This window comes from Caballeronia arationis (genome assembly GCF_001544975.2).
Taxonomy (GTDB): domain Bacteria; phylum Pseudomonadota; class Gammaproteobacteria; order Burkholderiales; family Burkholderiaceae; genus Caballeronia; species Caballeronia arationis.
Map to the genome: position 1 here is coordinate 1 of NZ_FCOG02000106.1, position 20448 is coordinate 20448.

At 61.7% G+C, this 20448-nt stretch carries 15 protein-coding genes and 1 tRNA gene; 9 read left to right on the forward strand and 7 right to left on the reverse strand.

Annotation, left to right across the window (positions count from 1 at the left end):
• Positions 1-33: 33 nt before the first annotated feature.
• Positions 34-1320 (reverse strand): hypothetical protein, encoded by a 1287-nt coding sequence (locus AWB81_RS46540; protein WP_200822591.1) that lies wholly within the window; start codon positions 1318-1320, stop codon positions 34-36.
• Positions 1321-1561: 241 nt separating this feature from the next.
• Between AWB81_RS46540 and AWB81_RS32620 the strand changes: the two genes are divergently transcribed.
• Both AWB81_RS32620 and repC read left to right on the forward strand, forming a co-directional pair.
• Positions 1562-2383, forward strand: coding sequence for an AAA family ATPase (locus AWB81_RS32620; RefSeq protein WP_087135348.1), 822 nt, complete (start codon positions 1562-1564; stop codon positions 2381-2383).
• Complete coding sequence (repC, locus tag AWB81_RS32625; RefSeq protein ID WP_062641352.1) at positions 2380-3369, forward strand: replication protein C, IncQ-type; 990 nt, start codon at positions 2380-2382, stop codon at positions 3367-3369. Before AWB81_RS32620 ends, repC begins: the two co-directional genes overlap by 4 nt.
• A 1965-nt stretch (positions 3370-5334) precedes the next feature.
• Here repC and AWB81_RS32640 read toward each other — a convergent pair.
• The 6 genes from AWB81_RS32640 to AWB81_RS47275 all read right to left on the reverse strand — a co-directional run bounded on the left by AWB81_RS32640 (position 5335) and on the right by AWB81_RS47275 (position 13594).
• Complete coding sequence (locus AWB81_RS32640; RefSeq protein WP_235026022.1) at positions 5335-6141, reverse strand: helix-turn-helix transcriptional regulator; 807 nt, start codon at positions 6139-6141, stop codon at positions 5335-5337.
• Positions 6142-7206: 1065 nt separating this feature from the next.
• On the reverse strand, positions 7207-8982 hold the full coding sequence (locus tag AWB81_RS32650; protein ID WP_062641361.1) for a DUF6538 domain-containing protein: 1776 nt from the start codon (positions 8980-8982) through the stop codon (positions 7207-7209).
• A 188-nt stretch (positions 8983-9170) separates the two neighbouring features.
• Positions 9171-9247 (reverse strand) — tRNA-Met (locus AWB81_RS32655).
• A 91-nt stretch (positions 9248-9338) separates the two neighbouring features.
• Positions 9339-10997, reverse strand: a complete 1659-nt coding sequence (locus AWB81_RS32660; RefSeq protein ID WP_062641363.1) for an MFS transporter — start codon at positions 10995-10997, stop codon at positions 9339-9341.
• Positions 10998-11228: 231 nt separating this feature from the next.
• Positions 11229-12839: a sensor histidine kinase gene (locus AWB81_RS32665; protein WP_062641366.1), complete on the reverse strand. Its 1611-nt coding sequence runs from the start codon at positions 12837-12839 to the stop codon at positions 11229-11231.
• An 8-nt stretch (positions 12840-12847) separates the two neighbouring features.
• Positions 12848-13594, reverse strand: a complete 747-nt coding sequence (locus AWB81_RS47275) for a response regulator transcription factor (RefSeq protein WP_062641368.1) — start codon at positions 13592-13594, stop codon at positions 12848-12850.
• 229 nt (positions 13595-13823) lie between these two features.
• Between AWB81_RS47275 and recA the strand changes: the two genes are divergently transcribed.
• The 7 genes from recA to AWB81_RS46545 form a co-directional block, all read left to right on the forward strand.
• A complete protein-coding gene (recA, locus tag AWB81_RS32675) occupies positions 13824-14894 on the forward strand; it encodes a recombinase RecA (protein WP_062641370.1) in 1071 nt (356 codons plus the stop codon).
• A gap of 48 nt (positions 14895-14942) precedes the next feature.
• Positions 14943-16022: a recombination regulator RecX gene (gene recX, locus AWB81_RS32680; RefSeq protein WP_235026023.1), complete on the forward strand. Its 1080-nt coding sequence runs from the start codon at positions 14943-14945 to the stop codon at positions 16020-16022.
• Between the two features lie 188 nt (positions 16023-16210).
• Entirely contained in the window at positions 16211-16840 is a 630-nt protein-coding gene (locus tag AWB81_RS32685; RefSeq protein WP_062641372.1) for a DUF2889 domain-containing protein, read from the forward strand.
• A 119-nt stretch (positions 16841-16959) separates the two neighbouring features.
• The gene (sucC, locus tag AWB81_RS32690; protein ID WP_327372886.1) at positions 16960-18141 is read left to right on the forward strand and encodes an ADP-forming succinate--CoA ligase subunit beta; all 1182 of its coding nucleotides are present in this window, start codon (positions 16960-16962) and stop codon (positions 18139-18141) included.
• A 122-nt stretch (positions 18142-18263) separates the two neighbouring features.
• The gene (gene sucD, locus AWB81_RS32695) at positions 18264-19145 is read left to right on the forward strand and encodes a succinate--CoA ligase subunit alpha (RefSeq protein ID WP_062641376.1); all 882 of its coding nucleotides are present in this window, start codon (positions 18264-18266) and stop codon (positions 19143-19145) included.
• Between the two features lie 146 nt (positions 19146-19291).
• Positions 19292-20002 (forward strand): TerC family protein, encoded by a 711-nt coding sequence (locus tag AWB81_RS32700; protein WP_062641377.1) that lies wholly within the window; start codon positions 19292-19294, stop codon positions 20000-20002.
• Between the two features lie 213 nt (positions 20003-20215).
• The coding region (locus tag AWB81_RS46545; RefSeq protein WP_235026025.1) for a pilin at positions 20216-20448 on the forward strand (233 nt) is incomplete at its 3' end.

Below are 20448 nucleotides of genomic sequence, written 5' to 3' on the forward strand. Positions count from 1 at the left end.
AAATGACTGATCACCTTCCTCCGGATTCACTGATCACGTTAAACCGGAATCGGTGATCACGTTCGCCGAAATACGCAGCGAAGCCGGGCGCGGCCACGTCCCGAGAGCGTCTGGGCGCCGATATGGCAGGTAGTTTTCGCTGAGGCACCCGGTCAAGGGATGCTTATTTTTGGAATCAAGTCGGACCTTCGGCAGCCACGTGGGCAGCAACTGGACGATGACGTGGCCAACGCAGCGGTTCTCAATTCCGATGCGACCATCGGGACGCCGCTGCTCAATCTCGGTCCAGACCTCAAAGATACCCTCGTCGATTTCACGGAACGTGCGGTCTGTCAGTGAGTGCGGCCTATCCGACGCCTTCTCCTGCGCACGGAGGATGGCGAGAGCCCGCTTCTGGATGCGCTCATTTTTTGCATGCACGACCACGCGGCGCAGTACCTCGCCAGTCGCAATTTTGCCTCCGATGCGCTGGGTTAGCGCGGCGAGCGAGGCTTCGCGGTCCGCCCCACGTTTGCTGCGGTCAATCTCGTACCACGTGACCCCGTCGGCCTCGTAGGAAAGGACATCGGGTCGAAGGATACGTTTCCGATTGCGAGCAGCGACTGTTATGAACCCCTGCTTCACCGGGGCGCCTGGCTCACGGTCACGATTCAAGTACTGAAGCGCTTCTGATTCCGTGTGCGCAGTCAAGCCTCGCACCTCGCATGCGAGCGTGATGAAATGCATCCACAAGCTGTGCTCTGGATTCGACATGTCAGCGACACGCCGTACTGACGCGGCAGCGTCGACGCCGTGGTCGTCGAGCCACCGAGCACCGGGCTCGGTGAGGCCGTAGACGTGTTGAAAGCGGTCGGTCCGATAACGGAGGAGGAGTTTGGCTTTGGTCATCGACCGCATCGCACGCTGTGCGGCCGTCAAGGCCGCCTTATAGGGGCGCTCCGGGAAGCAGGCGATGGCGACATCAATCGTCCGAATTACCCGAAATCTGTTCGCCAGCGACAGAGCACGCAGGCGAATTGTGTGTCGAAGTACATTTGGCGGGACGACCGCAACGAGGCCGCGGTCGATTGTCCGCTTCACTCGTTTATCGGCGATATTAGGCGTGGATACCTCTTCGGGTGTCTCGGTGTCGCGGAGATACGCGGCGATGGATGTGGCAGTCCGTGTGCCGGCGTTGTCGGGTTGTGTCGTGCGCGATACCGGCGGCGGTGCAGCGGTGCGGCGGGCGACCGTATCCGTGGTTGCTGTTGGCAATGCCGCGGAGACGTCGACGTCGGTATCGTCGGGCGGGATGTTCGGTGTCGCGATAGATTGACGCATTTGATGTTGCTCCGGGAGATAGCGTATTCGAGGTCACCGACCCATCGCTCGTTTTCTTCGCGCACATGGGGGGCGGTCCTTCCTATAGCGACGCTTCGCTAACTGCCTCCAATAAGCTGCCCACCATGTGCGCCGGCAATCGTTAGTGGCGTCAAGGATTCGTCGCCCGGCCGGGCGAGGGCAGGAGGCAACTGTTCTTTCCCCTCGTCCAGCCTCGCGCGCTAGGGCGCGCGGCACCGATGTGTTCGTCGCGACGTCCATCAAAGCGAACGCGTTTCCCGACCGGCTGCGCCGGTGCGAAACCCCGCCGCCGCCCAATACCGTTTTCTCGATGCCCGATGTTCCTCGATGGTCGGCGACACCAACTGTTCTCTCTGCATGCCGTTCCTTCCCGGCTACCCTGCGGGGCGTGGCGACAATGCCGGTGTTTCAGACGAAAAGCAGCAGGGACTCTCTGGCCGAGCGTTTGGCGACGAACATGCACATCTATCCCTTGGCCGGGTCAGGGCAGCGATTGCATTGCGTTGATGGCGACGGCTCTGTAACCGACGAGCTAACGAATATGCTTGCCGTGTGCTCGGGGGCGAGACTGGTCATTGCTGACCCGTTGCGCCGCTTTCATGCTGGCGAAGAGAACGACTCGGCCCATATGTCAGCGGTCGTTGCTGCCTTCGAACACTTGGCACGTCGGACCGGAGCGGCGGTCATCCTGTCTCATCATGCGAACCGGAGCTCGGTTGCCATCGGCACCGGTGACCAGGCTTCAGCGGCACGCGGCTCCTCTGCGCTGACGGACGGAGTGCGCTGGCAAGCGAACCTGTCAGTTATCTCGGACCGCATGGCGGTGCAATTCCCGGTTGCGAACGCCGAACGGCATCTGTACGTGCAACTCGACGTCGCGAAGGCGAACTACATGACGGGGAAGGAATCCGTTGTCCTGCGCAGGAATCCTGCGTCGGGCGCATTGGCGGTATGGACGCCGGCTATGGCGGATGGGCGGAGAAGTCGCGCTCCGTCAGGAGCAGTCGGGAAAACCCGCCGAACAAGAGGAGTCGTGCAATGATGGCCGCACCGCGAATTGTGCGATACGACGCGGCGTTCTGTGCAGCCCCTGTCTTTCAACCGGTGTGGCGTGGGGAACGCCCCAAGCTCAACCTGAAATTCACATTTAATGGAGTCGTCTGGCGGTGGCGTGGTCCGGAACAACTGGGTGTCGGCGAGCAGACGCTTTTGCTGGTTCTGCTTGAACTCGCCGCCGAGCAGCTCGAGAGAGAGGAAAGCGCCGACGATTCATCACGTCACATTGAGTCGTCACCCTATGACTTGAATGAGCGTCGACGGCCTCGAATCGCAAGGCTCACTGTGAGCTTCTACGAACTGTGCCGTCGCCTGGGATGCTCGACAGGTGGCAGTGCCATGGCTCAGCGTCGCTCGGAACTGCAGCGACTGTGTGAGGTGACAGTCTGGGCCCGCCACGACGGCGGCGTCGAGTTCCAGTCGCGGTTGCTGGCGTGGGAGGTCGGAGACGACCAGGGCGTGACGGTCGTGCTTAACTGGCGCTTGGCAGACGTCCTGTTCGGTGGGCAGTTTTCGCCCGTTTGCCTTGCGGAGCGATTGAGCCTGCGTGCGGAATGCGCGCGAGCGTTGCATTGTGCGTTATCACTTCGTATCAGGCCGGGGAAGACGATGGCGTTCCATCTCGACACGCTTTCGACCTACATCTGGGGCGACGCCAATAACGCACCGCGGCGTGGCCGTATCGAGCAGCAGGTTGGCACTGAATCACCAGCCGCGGTGGCAAGGCGTCGTCGGCGCAGGCAGATGCTCCAAGCTCTATCGGAAATCGCGGCACTGGCAACGTGGACCGTCAAGACGACGGTGAATGGCGCGGTGCAACTCACTCGGCACCCGCTCGTGAAGGCGGATGCTCTGGCAACGTCGCGGCCAACGCTGCCAGCGGTGACGCGAGCGAGGTCGAGTTCCAGTGCGCCCGAGGCCGAAGCAGCCCCGACGCTGGCGGCTGCAGTATGGGAGATATTTTCGAACTAACCGACGGGCGTGCGCGATACACACACCGTACGCAATGTGACGTGACGTCGTGGCCCTAATCACGTCATATTGCGTACGAACTCACGTCACATTCGACGAGGCGGTGGGCGTAATCGATTGATTCATATGGAATTTCCTCGGCGCCGCGGCCACGTACTATTCTAATCTACTTGAAAGAGTGTTTGTCTTTCAAAGAAGTCTATGCCTCGCCCTGAGGGGGCTCGGAGGTCGAGGCAGGAGTCATGCTGGGACCGCTGCGCGGGGAGGAGGCTTGTTTTAGTCTTTGGAACGGTAAAAGAGTGTCATAAGAAGGCGAAGGTATCGTTATGCATCAGGGAGGGCGTTGCCCTCCTTGGCAAGAGCGCGAGCATCGGGCAGGCGCCCTGGAGTCTTGCCCTCGCTCAGAAGTTCATCCTAAGGCGATAGCCTTGCTAGTGGCAAGGTGGTTTTCAACTCGCACGTTTGAATCTATTCAGCCGTGCTGCGTCAGCCTCCGCCGCAGTAATGCGTGACCTTTTGAAGCGGCGATGGTCGAGAGGCCGAAGTCAGGCGTAGGGTCTCGCTAGCGAGACGTGTCTGCTCGCGTTGCGCTCTGCAACCGTGACTTCGGATTGGCTTGTGAGGAGGGTCAGCAGCCTACGCACGCGTACCTGCTGCGAGTGCGTCAGTCCGACGGTGTCATTCAGTTGACTAACGCGAGCGTGCCAATAGCTCTGGCCAAAATAGCTGTCGGCGCACTCCAGGGAGAGGACTCGCTCGAGGTGCTCGATTGCCGCATCGACATTTTTTGAGGTGTAAAGGCATGCGTTTCCAAGCAAGGCTTTCGTCAATTTTCCCATCTTCTCTCTCAGGTTCATTATTTCGCCGCAGCGCTTCGTCATCGAACAAAAAGGAGAGCGGCACCCGTCCACGACGACAACAATCGTTAAGCTCTCGGAGCGGTATTCGTACCACTATCGCGCTTTCGAGTTCTTATTGTGCGCGCGGATTGCGACAGTTTATGTCTCACTCTATCCAATGTATCGGGCGTGCAATCCGGGCATGGGCCGGGCGCCGGTGCAGGGTAAATCCGTGCCCGCGATGTGGCAGACCATCATCCTCCGCTCGTACCGGAACATGAAGGGTCGCTGAACCTGCAAGGCATAACGGGTACATGTATGCCTGGACCCTCTCCGACTTGAAACTTCAGAATAATGCCGCATACACCGTCGGCAACCCGGCAACCCGGCAACCCGGCCACGCGCTCTCGCGGCAGTGATACTCAGTACCGGCACTCACTACGACGAGCGCTTCGAGAAACGTCCTTTCGATGTCGCCCGCGACGCGCCGAACAAGAAGGGTGGTGCCGTCGCCGCCCTTATCGACGATTGACAGACACGACTCAGGAAAGAATGTCCAGTGAACTGCTTGTGACTTCCCGACGCACAGAGTGTGACGCATCCCCGCCTGCCGCATTGCGAACCCGTTATCAGCGTCGGAATCGTTCGAGTTCGGGAATGCTTGAGCGACGCCTGATGTAAGCGGGAATGTCGCAAAGTCTCGTCACTTCGCCTGGTCGGTCCGACGGCGTCTCCGCCGCTGGTAACGTCTTCCGGCTGCGCAACGACACTTTCCATTTCTTCCGCAAATCCATGATTTGGTCCTCCAGTTGTCGTCCTAGTTCGGGCGGTTAACACCATCGCTGTCGGCCAACACGGTTCTATCCTGCGTGCGCAACGGGACAATTTGCGTCTCGTTATCATGCGACAAGCTAAACGGCCAATTCAATGCATCTCAACCATCCAGGCGGCCGAGCATTACTCCTGCCTCCGTAGCCTTATCTATGGACCAGGGCATTCGTGTCGGCGTCGCGCCTTCGTGACGGTCGGCGTGGAGTATCGGTTCGGCGGGCAGCGTCGGGATTGCATTGGTCACGAGAGACGGTCTTTCCCCGTGACCAGGTATTTCCCGCTGGCGCCGGAGCCTCTAACGCCGGTATCGGTTCGCGAGTTTGAGATAGTCTTCTGCGAATTCGTTGCGTAGAGATTCCGGGCCAAGAATTTCAACCGCACTACCAATCGAGCGCAGCCACCAGCGCAGCTTGAGGCTGGGAATCACAGTACCGCACACTTTCAGGCGGCCGTCGGACAGAGGTTCAACCTCCTGGTCTTTCGCCATGGGCGATTCTCGGAGATGGTTTCCGGCGTTGCCCTCGAAGGCTAGCTCAAGCCGAACAGGAGGTTCCGTCAGAAAGTCGAAGGCCTGCTCCGCTTCTATATAGCGGTTCAGCTTGAAGTCGGCTGGGTATGCGAAGGTGTTGCCCGATTCTGCAACGGAGCGGATGCGGTCCAACCGATAGAGTCTGCGCGGAAAGTCGTGCTCGCCCCTCTCGGAGCGTCGAGTAGCACTCGCATCTTGCGCAACGAGATACATGGTACCGCTCGATTCGACGAGCGCCAGCGGCCACAAAATTTTTGGCTCCGGTTCGTTCGTCTCCTGGCTTCGGTAGGCTGCTCGATACTGAACAATCAACTCGCGCTCGAAAAAGGTTGCCGTCGCTACGGCCTCGAATACGTCAGCCCGAATCTTGGGCCGAATCAGCGTGAACGCGCCGTCGACTGATGCAATTTTGTCCGGCCAGGCGCGATAGATTCGATTATCAGCTTTCTCCTCCGAAAGGCGTACTTCCGCCGCATTGAAAAGCGGCTCGATGTCCCTCATCACCGCGTCCGGAAGTTTGTTGCCGGCGAAGCGCTGAAGGATGTGGAAGGCCACAGCCTCGGATGCGCTCATCAGCCCGACACCCTCCTGGAGGCCGTGCAGCCAAGGTTTCCGCTGCCAGAGGAGTTCGCGGCCGTTCAAAGTCGAAATGACCCGTGCTCCGTTTTCCAGTGAGGTTAGATGTCGCTGTATCTTTTTTGTGTAGCCGACGCGGTGCCCTCGCGCCTCGAGGCGCCGATGAACCTCAGGCGTGGACAGCCATGGAACGGCGTCCCGTTCAGTGGGCAGGACACGAAGAATCGCTTCATCCAGACTAGACGGCATCTTGGTCGTGGTATGGGTGTTGATAAACGTTCGCTTGCTCGCCGGGCTTGTTGTGATTATATGTGTGAAAGAGACATTTTATGTCTCAATGAAGCAGGTCGCCCGACGCGCCAGGGCTCTCCGGGTCGCGAAAATAGGGCGCATTTTGGTTGATTTGTCTGCAATCGTTCATGGCCCATATCGTGGCGCGAGTGCAGCCTGTTTGCCTCCGAGACGACCATGCGGTCATACGTCGGCGATGTCCTCATCAAGGTACCGTTCGACGAGAGTGACCGTGCTATCAAATGGTGCACGCCTTTCTCGAGCGCGCAGAGGGCGCCATGCGCTTCGAGGAAGTGACGTTCTGCCGCCTTCGCCGCTGGGTATATATGTCGCACCGTTTGCACGCCGAGCAACCTGGTATCGAGGCAGGTCGCCTTCCTATTTTGAATGGCCTCCGTCGCTTCGTGATGTTCGTGCGATGGCAAGGTGGGAGTCGACTTGCGCGCGGTTTTGATTTTCCAATTCCCATGGATGGCCGCATGGAATGGTCTGGCCAAGTCGGTCGGACGTTTCGCGAGGCCATTCACATGGGACGGGAGGGCATAATGAGTGTGGATGCGCGCGCGCCTGCGTGGCACTCAAGAAGCAGCCGCGGCGATTAGGGCCGGCAGACGAGTACGGCTGGACCCTGGGACGAGGAAGCTATCGGACCGTACTCAGGCAGCTGCGCTTGGTAGCGTTACGCGACCCAGGGCAACGATAATCAACTGACGGCAAGTTATTCAAAACAGGAGCCCGCCCGACGAGCTCCTTGTCGCCGCTCAGGAAGGCTCAGGGAATCATGTCCGATTCCGCCGTGATTCCGTTTAGGTTAAGTCCCTCGTAGGTCAAGCGGTCCATTGCTTCAATCAGCGCGCGGTCCGGAAACACCCGACGGTTACCCGCGCTCTTTTTCCCATACCTGCGCGTCATGCCGCTCTGGGCGTGACCCATGAGTGCCCGGCGGACGTCTTCAGCGACACCTTCGCAGGTGAGTGCGTCCTCGAAGTTGTTGTGGAACGAGTGGTACGTGTATTGCCGGTCATCAATCACATACCGGTCAATGTATTCGTTGACCCACGTCGAAAACATTCGCGTCTTCTTCGCGTCGATATTTTTCTGCTTGAGGTGCGCAAAGAGGGGTGCGTTCGCTCCGCGCACCCTTCGTTGGGTCTGTGCAAATTCGACGAACCCCTTCTCTTCAAGTACCCGATGAAGCGGTATTTCACGCAACGAGCTGTTTGTCGTCTTGCTATGGCCAATTTGTATCCAGTACCGACCCGACCGCTCCAAGATGCTCGATGTCGTCAGTGTGCCGGCTTCCTCCAGCCGCACGCCGGCATAAATGGAGAGCAACGGCAACCAGAACGCGGCTTCTTTTCCGCCCTTGGCGGGTCGGTCGCCGGCGCGATGCACCGGGCCATTAAAGAATGCTTGCAGCTGGGATGCCGAAAACGGCCGGTACGAACGCACATCCTTTTCGGAGACTTCCACTGAAATTTCGTCGAACGGATTGCTCTTTAGCGAAGTGATGCGTTCCGTTATCGCCGTGGCAATTACCGGACGAATGAGCGAGAGAATTGTTTTCGCCCGGGCTCGCGAGACGGACTTGAGGAGAAAGTCTACGTATTCGCGGACATCATCCGCTGTGATGTCCACGGGACTTTTGTCATGGGTAAAGCCTTTGAACCGAGAGATTTCAGAGCGCACGCTGGAAACGGAGGTCGCCTTGGGCTTGCGCACAGACTGCCAGGTCGCGATGAACGTTTCCCAGTCGTCAGTATCGAGAGGCTCTACGGGCAACTCCGGTATCGGCGTGCGGCTGCCATTCAGGTGCCCCAGCTGCTCGCGGATGAGTTCCAGTTCGGCGGAGAGAAATCGGCTGAGATATTGCGCAAGATGCTCCGCATGGGTTCGCGACACATCGATACCTTCGTACGCGAGCAGAGTCAACGCGTCCTCACGGATGGCCGAGGTGTCGCCGCGCACGACGTCGTCGCAAGTGTCCTGTTCAAGTTCCTCAAGCCCGGTGCGCATTGCCTTGAGGTCGTCGCGTGAGTCGTGCGCTCGAAGAAGCTCATCGCACTGCAACATGACAGCACGCCGACGGCTCAGCAGCCTCGGAATCATTGCGGGCTTCAGAGAAAAGTGCGGCTTGATAACGGGGCGGAATTCGTCGTTCGGGCAAAGGTCCTCGTACATCGGCGGCCAATATGTCTCATCACCTGCACTTTGCGAGTCGTCCGCAGCCTCGGTCTTCTCAGGCTCGGTTACATACACTGCGGATTGGCCGGCGCACATGAGGGTGCGTTGGCGCCGGAACGCCTCAAGCAACGCGGTGCGGTCGGCGGCGCCCGCGGCGCTCAGGACCCGCGCGTCTTCAAAAATCGAATCGGTCGCGGCGACCAGCGCGTTGCGGCGGCGCTTGGCTTCGGCGTGCAAGCGGGTCTGGAGTGAGCCACCGAGTTCTCGGCGGCCGAAGACATCCCAGAGGTCGGCGGGAATGGCGCGGCGGAATTGGGGAACGACGGAGTTATGGCGGCTCGTCAGGCAGGTTTGCGAAGGCATGAAGTCCTCTCACTGGCAAAAGTTGTCCTTGTGCCACCGAACCGGACGCCGGCGTCCCACTGTAGCAGTTCGATGTAGCACTCGACAGCCTAACGAGACGAGTTTATATCTTCGCCAAGTCCTTGATTTATAAGGACCCAAAGCAAAACTGCGCGCTCCATTTCCGGAGCGCGCAGCCTTGGTAATGCTGGTGGCGAATCAGGGATTCGAACCCCGGACCTGCGGATTATGATTCCGTCGCTCTAACCGACTGAGCTAATTCGCCTAAAGAGAGGCGGATTATGGAGATAGCCGGGAATTCTGTCAACCCCTTCCCGGCATTTTCCTACTGACAAACCCCAAATCCGCCGAAACCTTCAATCCTGCTCGTACACATTCGAGTTGCGCGTCTCCTTGACGAACAGCATGCCGATGACGAACGTCGCCAGCGCGATCACGATCGGATACCACAGCCCTGAGTAGATATTCCCCTTCGCGGCGACGATCGCGAAGGCCGTCGCCGGCAGGAACCCGCCGAACCAGCCATTGCCGATGTGATACGGCAGCGACATCGACGTGTACCGGATGCGCGCCGGGAACATCTCGACCAGCATCGCCGCGATCGGTCCATAAACCATCGTCACGAAGATCACGAGGATCGTCAGCACGACAATCGCCATCGGCCAGTTGATCAGCGCCGGGTCCGCCTTCGCCGGATAGCCCGCGCTCTTCAGCGTGCCGGCCAGCGTCTTGTCGAACGCGGTGCCCTTCGCCTTCGCGTCGGTGGCCTTGCCGTCATAGGTATCGACGACCGTCTCGCCCACCTTGATCTGCGCGAGCGTGCCGGCCGGCGCCGCCACGTTCTCGTAATTCAGGCCGGACTTCGACAGCGCGCTCTTCGCGATGTCGCACGAAGACGTGAACTTCGACGTGCCCACCGGGTTGAACTGGAACGAGCACTCGTTCGGATCGGCGATCACGACGATCGGCGACTTCGCCGTCGCGGCTTCGAGCGTCGGGTTCGTGTAGTGCGCGAGCGCCTTGAAGAGCGGGAAGTAGCAGAGCGCCGCAATCAGGCAGCCGGCCATGATGATCGGCTTGCGGCCGATGCGGTCCGACAGCGAGCCGAAGAACACAAAGAACGGCGTGCCGATCAGGAGCGCCACGGCGACCATGATGTTGGCGCTCGTGCCGTCGACCTTCAGCGTCTGCGTGAGGAAGAAGAGCGTGTAGAACTGGCCCGTGTACCACACCACCGCCTGACCGGCCGTCAGGCCGAAGAGGGCGAGCAGCACGATCTTCAGGTTCTTCCACTGGCCGAACGCTTCGGTGAGCGGCGCCTTCGACGTCTTGCCCTCGGCCTTGATGCGCTCGAACACCGGCGACTCGTGCAGTTGCATCCGGATCCACACCGAAATGCCGAGCAGCACGATCGACGCGATGAACGGCACGCGCCAGCCCCACGCGGCAAAGGTGTCCTCGCCGACCGCCGTGCGTACCGCCAGGATCACGAGCAGCGAGACGAAGAGGCCGAGCGTGGCCGTCGTCTGGATCCACGCGGTCCACGCGCCACGCTTGTTCGACGGTGCGTGCTCGGCGACGTAGGTCGCCGCACCGCCGTACTCGCCGCCGAGCGCGAGGCCCTGCAGGAGCCGCATCGCGATGAAGATGACAGGCGCCGCTATCCCGATCGACGCGTAGCCGGGCAAAAAGCCGATCACGAACGTCGAAAGGCCCATGATGACGATCGTCACGAGGAACGTGTACTTGCGGCCGACCATGTCGCCGAGCCGCCCGAACACGATCGCGCCGAACGGACGCACCGCGAAGCCCGCCGCGAAGCCGAGCAGGGTGAAGATGAAGCCGGCCGTCGGGTTGACGCCGGAGAAGAACGTCTTGCTGATATAGACGGCAAGCGAGCCCGCCAGATAGAAGTCGTACCACTCGAAGACTGTCCCGAGCGACGAGGCGAAGATCACCTTCTTTTCCTCGCTCGTCATCGGGGCATGCGATATGCGCCCTTCAACCGTAGCCATGAATCGTCTCCTGATTTTGATTTTCGATGCGGTCCGCGGTCTCGAGCGGTTCCCGTGCAACGATTATTGGAACGAAAACTTACGGCGTTCTGACGCGGGGTTTGACGTGATGGTAGTGGTTTCGAGACAGTGAAATCTGCCAATCGACGTTGATTTGCGTCAAACCTCAGTGAATCTGCGGTCTTTTACTTTTAACGCACGGAAAGAACGATCGTTTTAGACGTCGGTGGCTCAGGGTTTGTCCCGGGCAGGATAAACCCGCTGCAAGCTGACACGGACGAGCGTTCCGGCGAGCCGCGGCGCTTCCTGATAGACGTGATCCTCGATGGCGAGCGAGCCGCCATGCATCGTCACGATCTCGCGGACGATCGCAAGTCCGAGCCCGCTGCCGTCGCCTTCGCGCCCGAGGATCCGGTAGAACCGCTCGACCACGCGTTGCCGCTCCGCTGCGGGAATGCCGAGCCCGGTATCCTCGACTTCGAGATGCACGAGGTCGAGATTCTTTTCGTCGGTGCGCACGCGCACCGTGATGCGGCCGCCCGGCGGCGTATAGCGGATCGCGTTGTCGATCAGGTTCGAGAGCATCTCGCGCAGCATCACGACATTGCCTTCCACTTCGACCGGATGCGGCGGCTCTTCATAGCCGATGTCCATCTGTTTCGAAAGCGCGGCTTGCACCCAGTCGCGCACCGCGAGCCGCGCGAGGTCCGTCAGCTCGACGCGCGAAAAGATCTGGCCGGTCGCGCGGTTCTCCGCGCGGGCGAGCGCCAGCAGTTGCGTGACGAGCCGAGCCGCGTGCTCGGAACTGGTCGCGATCTGTTCGAGCGAGCGCTGCACTTCCGCCGACACGTCCTGGCGCAGCGCCAGTTCCGCCTGCGTGCGCAGGCCGGCGAGCGGCGTCTTCATCTGATGCGCGGCATCGGCGATAAAGCGCTTCTGGAACTCCATGTTCTGTTCGAGCCGCGTCAGCAGGTCGTTGAACGACGCGACGAGTGGCGCGATTTCCGGCGGCGCCTGGCCGGCTTCGAGCGGCGAGAGATCGTCCGGGCGGCGCGCGCGGATGTTCGACTGGAGCGCGTGCAGCGGCGCGAGCCCGCGCGAGAGCCCGAACCATACGAGGATGATCGCGAGCGGCAGGATCACGAACTGCGGCAGGATCACGCCCTTGATGATGTCGTTGGCGAGCTGGCTGCGCTTGTCGAGCGTCTCGGCCACCTGCACGAGCACTGGCTCGTCGACGTTCGGCAGCTCGACCGTCGTATACGCGACGCGGATGTCGTTGCCGCGCAGCATGTCGTCCCGGAATTCGACGATGCCGGGTTGCGGGCGGTCGTCCTCGCGTGGCAGCGGCATGTCGCGGTCGCCGCCGACGAGTTCGCCGCGCGTGCCGAGCACCTGGAAGAACACGCTGTCGACGTTGTCGGCGCGCAGGAAATCGCGCGTCGCGTCGGGCAGGCGCAGTTCCGCGACGCCGTTCACCGGCTGGATCTGGCGCGCGAGGACGTAGGCATCGGCTTCGAGCGCGCGGTCGAACGGGCCGTTCGCAATCGACTTCGCAACCAGATACGTGACCGCGATGCTCATCGGCCAGAGCAGGAGGAGCGGGGCGAGCATCCAGTCGAGAATTTCGCCGAAGAGCGAGCGCGGATGCGGCGCGTCGTCAGGCTCCAGCTCGTCGGGCGGCGCGAACGGGTTCGCATAGCGGGCGTCGCGGGACGCGTCGGAGTCGACGGTTGCGGCTTCGGCGGCGTTGCGGGGCGCGTGCGCATCCTGCGGCGTGCCGGAGGGCGTCTCTCGCTGCGCACTGTCGGCGGCGCGCTCGGTGGAAGCGGGCGACGCCATGCTCGTTCCTACTTGTAGGGGTGGTCGGCGGGCGTCGGAGCGGCGCCCGATGTCGTGTTCGCCGAAGCGTCGGACGAGGCCGCCGCGCCCGGCGTCTTCTCCAGGGAATAGCCCAGGCCGCGTACGGTCATGATCCGCGCGCCGCTCGGCTCGATTTTCTTGCGCAGGCGGTGAACGTAGACTTCGATCGCGTTGTTGCTGACTTCCTCGCCCCACTCGCACAGGTGATTGACGAGCTGCTCCTTCGACACGAGCCGCCCGATCCGCTGCAGCAGCACTTCGAGCACGCCGAGCTCGCGCGCCGACAACTCGATCACCTGCTCGTTGATATAGGCAATCCGGCCGACCTGATCGAACGACAGCGAGCCGTGCTTGACCACCGTCGGGCCACCGCCCGCGCCGCGACGCGTGAGCGCTCGCACGCGCGCTTCGAGTTCGTTGAGCGCGAAGGGCTTCGCCATGTAGTCGTCGGCGCCGAGATCGAGGCCTTTCACGCGCTCGTCGACGCTGTCGGCGGCGGTGAGGATCAGGACGGGCATCTGCGAATTGCGCGCGCGCAGGCGGCGCAGGACCTCGAGACCGGACATCAGCGGCAGGCCGAGATCGAGGATCAGGAGGTCGAAAGTCTGCAGCGTGAGCGCGGTGTCGGCTTCGGCGCCGTGCTTCACATGGTCGACGGCGTATCCCGATTGGCGGAGTGATCGAACCAGCCCGTCCGCGAGTATGCTGTCGTCTTCGGCAATGAGGATTCGCATCGTGATGTGCGCGAGGGCATTGCCGGCACCGCAATTCGCCCGGCGCGGCGGTCTCCAGGTGTTGTTGTGGTTTTTGCGCGGTGCGACGAGCGTTTAAAATACTGCGCCCCGTCGATCGGGCTTGCAAAAACTACTGTTTTTTTATACAGTGTCTGAGTTAGTGCAGCCAGCGGCTTCAATGCCGCGCGCGCGTATCTCAGACGCCGTTCATCATAGCAAAGGACGATTCATGGAAGAAAGCAAGAAAGGCCCGGGCGGAATGTCTGCAGAGAAGAGCAAGGCGCTGGCCGCCGCGCTGTCGCAGATCGAAAAGCAGTTCGGCAAAGGGTCGATCATGCGGCTCGGTGCGGGCGAAGTGGTCGAAGACATTCAGGTGGTGTCCACGGGCTCGCTCGGGCTGGACATCGCGCTCGGCGTCGGCGGTTTGCCGCGCGGGCGCGTGGTGGAAATCTACGGCCCGGAATCGTCGGGCAAGACCACGCTCACGCTGCAGGTGATCGCCGAGATGCAGAAGATCGGCGGCACGGCGGCGTTCATCGACGCGGAACACGCGCTCGACGTGCAATACGCGCAGAAGCTCGGCGTGAACGCGTCGGACCTGCTGATTTCGCAGCCGGACACGGGCGAGCAGGCGCTGGAAATTGCCGACGCGCTGGTGCGCTCGGGTTCCATCGACATGATCGTGATCGACTCGGTCGCGGCGCTCGTGCCGAAAGCTGAAATCGAAGGCGAAATGGGCGACTCGCTGCCGGGCCTGCAGGCACGCCTGATGTCGCAGGCGCTGCGCAAGCTGACCGGCACGATCAAGCGCACGAACTGTCTCGTGATCTTCATCAACCAGATCCGCATGAAGATCGGCGTGATGTTCGGCAATCCGGAAACCACTACGGGCGGCAACGCGCTGAAGTTCTATGCGTCGGTGCGTCTCGACATTCGCCGGATCGGCTCGATCAAGAAGAACGACGAAGTGATCGGCAACGAAACGCGCGTGAAGGTGGTGAAGAACAAGGTGTCGCCGCCGTTCCGCGAAGCGATCTTCGACATTCTTTATGGCGAAGGCATTTCGCGTCAGGGCGAGATCATCGATCTGGGCGTGCAGGCGAAGCTCGTCGACAAGGCGGGCGCCTGGTATAGCTACAACGGCGAGCGCATCGGCCAGGGCAAGGACAACGCGCGTGAATTCCTGCGCGAGAATCCGGACATGGCGCGCGAGATCGAAAACAAGATCCGCGAATCGCTGGGCGTCAACGCGATGGCGGAAGCCGTGACTGGCGTCGCGGTTGCGGATGAAGAAGAGTAAGCCTCCGGGCTTAACCGGGATTCCGGTTGAGCACTCAGGCTGCACGCGATGATGCGCAAGAGCCGGTTCGGGTCGAAGGTCGGTGGCGGTGAAGGGCGCGCTGACGGCCGGGTTTCGGGCGGCTCGGATGACGATACTGGCGCAAGCCGTATTGTTGCCGAAGGCGGTGACTACTACGAACGCAGCAGTGAACGGCGTGGTGACCGCGCGGGCGCATCGATGGGCAAGCGTGGCTGGGGACGGAAGCCGGAACGCGCCGGCGTGGAGAAATCCGCGCCGGCGCGTCGCGTTTCAGGGGCCGGTTTTTCGGGCGATGAAGCCGCGGAGGCAGCGAAATCCGCTGAAATCAAGGATACCGTTCCCCCGACAGAACGAATCAAACGCGCCCGCGTACTGCTCGCACAAACGCTAGAGAAGCCGAAGAGCATGCAGCAGCCAACGGCCGATGCTCCGCCGAATCGTGCCAAAAATCGCGCTCATGCGAATACTCCCGCATTCCCCGACCCCTTCGAAGACGCCGACCCTTTCGAGCCATTCGAGCAATGCGTGCCTGACTCGGCATCATCGGCACAACGCGACGAGGGTGAATCCGGCGAAACGGTCTATAGCCGCTCGTCGCAAACCCGGCGCAAGCAGTCCGACGAAAAAAAGGCAGGCAAACGTCCGCAGCGCTCTTTGAAAGGGCGCGCACTTGCGTACCTTTCGCGTCGGGAACACAGCCGGGCCGAGTTGTCGCGCAAGCTCGTGCCGTTCGTTCAGGAGGCCGATTCGCTCGAAGGCGTGCTCGATGCGCTCGAGCGCGAAGGATGGTTGTCGAACGCGCGTTTTGTCGAAAGCGTCGTGCATCGGCGAGCGGGCAGCTTCGGGTCGGGCCGGATCGTCAACGAATTGAAGCGCCACAATGTCGGCGAGGAGCTCCTTAGCCAGACCGGCGACGAACTGTCCCGAACCGAACTCGCGCGCGCCCGTGCGGTGTGGGCGAGGAAATACGGCACGCCACCGCAAACGCAGGCCGAGCGGGCGAAACAATCGCGATTTCTCGCGGCCCGCGGGTTTTCTGGCAGCACGATCTCGAAGGTGATCAAGGGCGGCGACGAAGATCTGCCGTTCGACCCGATCGAGGACTAGACCGCATAGAGACCGCAAGGCACAGCGCCGCCGCGGACCGGGCGCGCGAAGCCGGATCGCATGCCGCAAAGACGCAAGCGAGACACCCGGCCAATCGCCCCGAACCCCCTCGCGCCTCCATGCCGGGCCTCAAATACCCGATATGCTAAAATTCGTTGGTTTCCCCCATCCGGCCTTCCCTTTCTCGCATGCCGCTTTCTCCGCCCGTTTCCCGACAGTTGCGCCATCGCCGCGCGATTCGACTGGAAGCCTTCGAGCGGGACGACGGTTTGTGGGACATCGAAGCCTGTCTAACCGATGAAAAGCCGCGCGATGTCCATCTCGCGTCGGGCGTCCGGCCGAACGGCCTGCCGATCCATGAACTCTGGCTGCGCATCACCATCGACCGCAAGCTCACTATCGTCGACGCCGAGGCGTCATCGGAGTGGGCGCCCTATGGCGGTCAGTGCGCCGAGTCCAATCCTGCCTACCGTTCCCTCATCGGTCTCAATCTCCTCCAGAATTTCCGTCGCGAAACCAATCGTCTGCTGCGGGGCACCGCTGGCTGCACGCATCTCACCGAGCTGTGCGCCGTCCTGCCGACCGCCGCGATCCAGGCGTTCGCGGGTGAGGTCTGGAATATCGAAAACGGCAATCCGCGCGGCGAGCCGCTCGGAAAGCCAGATCCGAATCCCGAAGAGCAACCGCCTTTCCAGCTCGGCCGCTGTAACGCGCTGCGTTTCGACGGTCCCGCAGTCGGCGAGTATTACCCGCGCTGGTACGGCCACAAGCCACGCGAGCCGGAAGACCGCCCAGCCGCGGAAGCGAAGACGGGCTGAACATCCACGAGATATCTGGATGAGACACATGCGAGCCGGCCAGACCGGCTGGCAGGCAACACGAATCAGCGGTTAAAAACAAGCGTTCAAGAAAAGCGAAGTTCAATCCAACTCTCAGACTGAAGGAATCACGCATGAAGATTCACGAGTACCAGGGTAAGGAAATCCTGCGGAAATTCGGCGTCGCGGTCCCGCGCGGCAAGCCCGTGTTCTCGGTGGATGATGCGGTCAAGGCCGCGGAAGAGCTGGGCGGCCCGGTATGGGTCGTCAAGGCGCAGATTCACGCTGGCGGCCGCGGCAAGGGCGGCGGCGTGAAGGTTGCGAAGTCGATCGAGCAGGTCCGCGAGTACGCGAACCAGATCCTCGGCATGCAGCTCGTCACCCATCAGACCGGCCCTGAAGGCCAGAAGGTGAACCGCCTGCTCATCGAGGAAGGTGCGGACATCAAGAAGGAACTGTACGTCGGCCTCGTGCTCGACCGCGTTTCGCAGAAAGTCGTCGTGATGGCGTCGAGCGAAGGCGGCATGGACATCGAGGAAGTCGCGGAAAAGACGCCGGAACTGCTGCACAAGTTCGCCGTCGAGCCGTCGACGGGCCTGCAGGACGCAGACGCCGACGATCTCGCACGCAAGATCGGTATCCCCGACGCATCGATCCCGCAAGCGCGCGCGATCCTGCAGGGTCTGTACGACGCGTTCTGGGAAACCGACGCATCGCTCGCCGAAATCAACCCGCTGATCGTCACGGGCGACGGCAAGGTGATCGCGCTCGACGCCAAGTTCAACTTCGATTCGAACGCGCTGTTCCGTCATCCGGACATCGTCGCGTATCGCGATATCGACGAAGAAGATCCGGCTGAAGTGGAAGCGTCGAAGTTCGACCTGGCGTACATCTCGCTCGACGGCAACATCGGCTGCCTGGTGAACGGCGCGGGCCTGGCGATGGCGACGATGGACACCATCAAGCTCTTCGGCGGCGAGCCGGCGAACTTCCTGGACGTCGGCGGAGGAGCTACGACCGAGAAGGTGACGGAAGCCTTCAAGATCATGCTGAAGAACCCGAACCTGAAGGCGATCCTCGTCAACATTTTCGGCGGCATCATGCGCTGCGACGTGATCGCGGAAGGCGTGGTGACGGCATCGAAGGCCGTGGCGCTGAAGGTGCCGCTCGTCGTGCGCATGAAGGGCACGAACGAAGACCTCGGCAAGAAGATTCTGGCGGACTCCGGCCTGCCGATCATCGCGGCCGACAGCATGGAAGAAGCTGCGCAAAAGGTCGTCGCGGCAGCCGAAGGCAAGTAAGCGCTTTTCCATCCGAAAAGCCTTTACGAGCGTTCCGTTCCACCAGATACGAATGGCGGCGCCTTTCCTCGCGTGAAACACCGGCGCGGGCGAGGCGACGCCAAACGAACAGAGGTCACTACATGTCGATTCTGATCAACAAAGACACCAAGGTCATCACGCAGGGCATCACCGGCAAGACCGGTCAGTTCCACACGCGCGCGTGCCGCGAGTACGCGAACGGCCGCGAGGCATACGTCGCGGGCGTGAACCCGAAGCGCGCAGGCGAAGATTTCGAAGGCATTCCGATCTACGCGAGCGTCAAGGAAGCGAAGGCCGAAACGGGCGCAACCGTGTCGGTCATCTACGTCCCGCCGGCAGGCGCTGCGGCTGCGATCTGGGAAGCCGTCGAGGCCGATCTCGATCTCGCGATCTGCATCACGGAAGGCATTCCGGTTCGCGACATGCTCGAGATCAAGGACCGCATGCGTCGCGAAAACCGCAAGACGCTGCTCCTCGGACCGAACTGCCCGGGCACGATCACGCCGGACGAACTGAAGATCGGCATCATGCCGGGTCACATCCACAAGAAGGGCCGCATCGGCGTCGTGTCGCGTTCGGGCACGCTGACGTATGAAGCAGTCGGCCAGTTGACGGCGCTCGGCCTCGGCCAGTCGTCGGCGGTGGGGATCGGCGGCGATCCGATCAACGGTCTGAAGCACATCGACATCATGAAGATGTTCAACGACGATCCGGACACGGACGCGGTGATCATGATCGGCGAGATCGGCGGTCCGGACGAAGCCAACGCGGCCTACTGGATCAAGGACAACATGAAGAAGCCGGTGGTCGGCTTCATCGCGGGCGTGACGGCGCCTCCGGGCAAGCGCATGGGCCACGCCGGCGCGCTGATCTCGGGCGGTGCCGATACGGCGGACGCGAAGCTCGAAATCATGGACGCCTGCGGCATCAAGGTCACGAAGAACCCGTCGGAAATGGCGCGTTTGCTGAAAGCGGTGATCTAAGAGCGTTTTTGGCGGATCGAACCGGCAGAAAACGCCAGGGTTTGGTACTCTTACGGAACCCTTTCGTAAAATGTCGATTCAGAAGCGAGGGAGCGTTTGCTTCCCTCGCTTTTTTATTTCCGCAGCGCTTCGCTCTACCGTCATCCATGCTCGAATTCTTCGCGACGCTCCACTGGGGCGCGGTCATCCAGATCATCATCATCGATATCCTGCTCGGTGGCGATAACGCTGTCGTGATCGCGCTCGCCTGCCGCAACCTGCCGGCGACCCAGCGTGCGCGCGGCGTGGTACTCGGCACGCTCGGCGCGATCCTCTTGCGCGTGGTGCTGATTGCGTTCGCGGTCGCGTTGCTCGACGTGCCGTTCCTCAAGTTCGTCGGCGGCCTGCTGCTGCTCTGGATCGGCATCAAGCTGATGCAGCCGGGTCACGACGATCACCACATCACCTCGTCGGACCGGCTGTGGGCGGCGGTGAAAACGATCATCATCGCCGATGCCGTGATGAGCCTCGACAACGTGATCGCGATCGCAGGCGCCGCCGAGGCCGCCGATCCGCAGCACCGGCTGACGCTTGTGATCTTCGGGCTCGTGGTGAGCATTCCGCTGATCGTGTGGGGCAGCACGCTGGTGCTGAAACTGCTCGACCGCTTCCCGGTCGTGATCGCGCTCGGCGCCGCGCTGCTTGGGTGGATCGCGGCGGGGCTCATCATCGACGATCCGTTCGTCGACCGCTGGCCGGCGCTCAACACGGAGAGCGTGGGTTACGCGGCGCGCATCGCAGGCGCGGTGGTCGTGTTGCTGGCCGGCTGGATCTTCAGGCGCCGCGCGCTGGCAAGCGGAGACCGGGCCACCAACTGAACTGCAACGTTGGCCACCTGGCCGACTGCCGCGGATCGCGGCCTCTCAATACGATTGAAGCGTCCGACTGCATCGCGCGGTCGGGCGCTTTTGTCTTTTTGGGGGTGAGCAATGACGTTAGCGATGGGCGGTTGGGGCGCAGCGAACACGCTGCGGTGGTTTGAAAAGCGGAGCAACGACAGATCGGCGACGGGTTTCACGCTGATCGAACTGATGATCGTGCTGGCGATCGTCGGCGTGGTCGCGGCGTATGCGATTCCGGCGTATCAGGATTATCTGGCGCGCAGCCGGGTGGGCGAGGGGCTGTCGCTCGCGTCGTCGGCACGGCTTGCGGTGGCGGAGAACGCGGCGAGCGGTTCCGACCTGAGCGGCGGTTATGCGTCGCCGCCGGGCACGCGCAATGTCGAGTCGATTCACGTCGACAGCGACACCGAGCAGGTGACGAT

Bases quoted from the DNA above. Each gene is read 5' to 3' on its own strand.
- AWB81_RS46540 (WP_200822591.1), bottom strand. From the start codon at position 1,320: ATGCGTCAATCTATCGCGACACCGAACATCCCGCCCGACGATACCGAC.
- repC (WP_062641352.1), top strand. From the start codon at position 2,380: ATGATGGCCGCACCGCGAATTGTGCGATACGACGCGGCGTTCTGTGCA.
- AWB81_RS32640 (WP_235026022.1), bottom strand. From the start codon at position 6,141: ATGAGCGCATCCGAGGCTGTGGCCTTCCACATCCTTCAGCGCTTCGCC.
- AWB81_RS32650 (WP_062641361.1), bottom strand. From the start codon at position 8,982: ATGCCTTCGCAAACCTGCCTGACGAGCCGCCATAACTCCGTCGTTCCC.
- AWB81_RS32660 (WP_062641363.1), bottom strand. From the start codon at position 10,997: ATGGCTACGGTTGAAGGGCGCATATCGCATGCCCCGATGACGAGCGAG.
- AWB81_RS32665 (WP_062641366.1), bottom strand. From the start codon at position 12,839: ATGGCGTCGCCCGCTTCCACCGAGCGCGCCGCCGACAGTGCGCAGCGA.
- AWB81_RS47275 (WP_062641368.1), bottom strand. From the start codon at position 13,594: ATGCGAATCCTCATTGCCGAAGACGACAGCATACTCGCGGACGGGCTG.
- recA (WP_062641370.1), top strand. From the start codon at position 13,824: ATGGAAGAAAGCAAGAAAGGCCCGGGCGGAATGTCTGCAGAGAAGAGC.
- recX (WP_235026023.1), top strand. From the start codon at position 14,943: ATGATGCGCAAGAGCCGGTTCGGGTCGAAGGTCGGTGGCGGTGAAGGG.
- AWB81_RS32685 (WP_062641372.1), top strand. From the start codon at position 16,211: ATGCCGCTTTCTCCGCCCGTTTCCCGACAGTTGCGCCATCGCCGCGCG.
- sucD (WP_062641376.1), top strand. From the start codon at position 18,264: ATGTCGATTCTGATCAACAAAGACACCAAGGTCATCACGCAGGGCATC.
- AWB81_RS32700 (WP_062641377.1), top strand. From the start codon at position 19,292: ATGCTCGAATTCTTCGCGACGCTCCACTGGGGCGCGGTCATCCAGATC.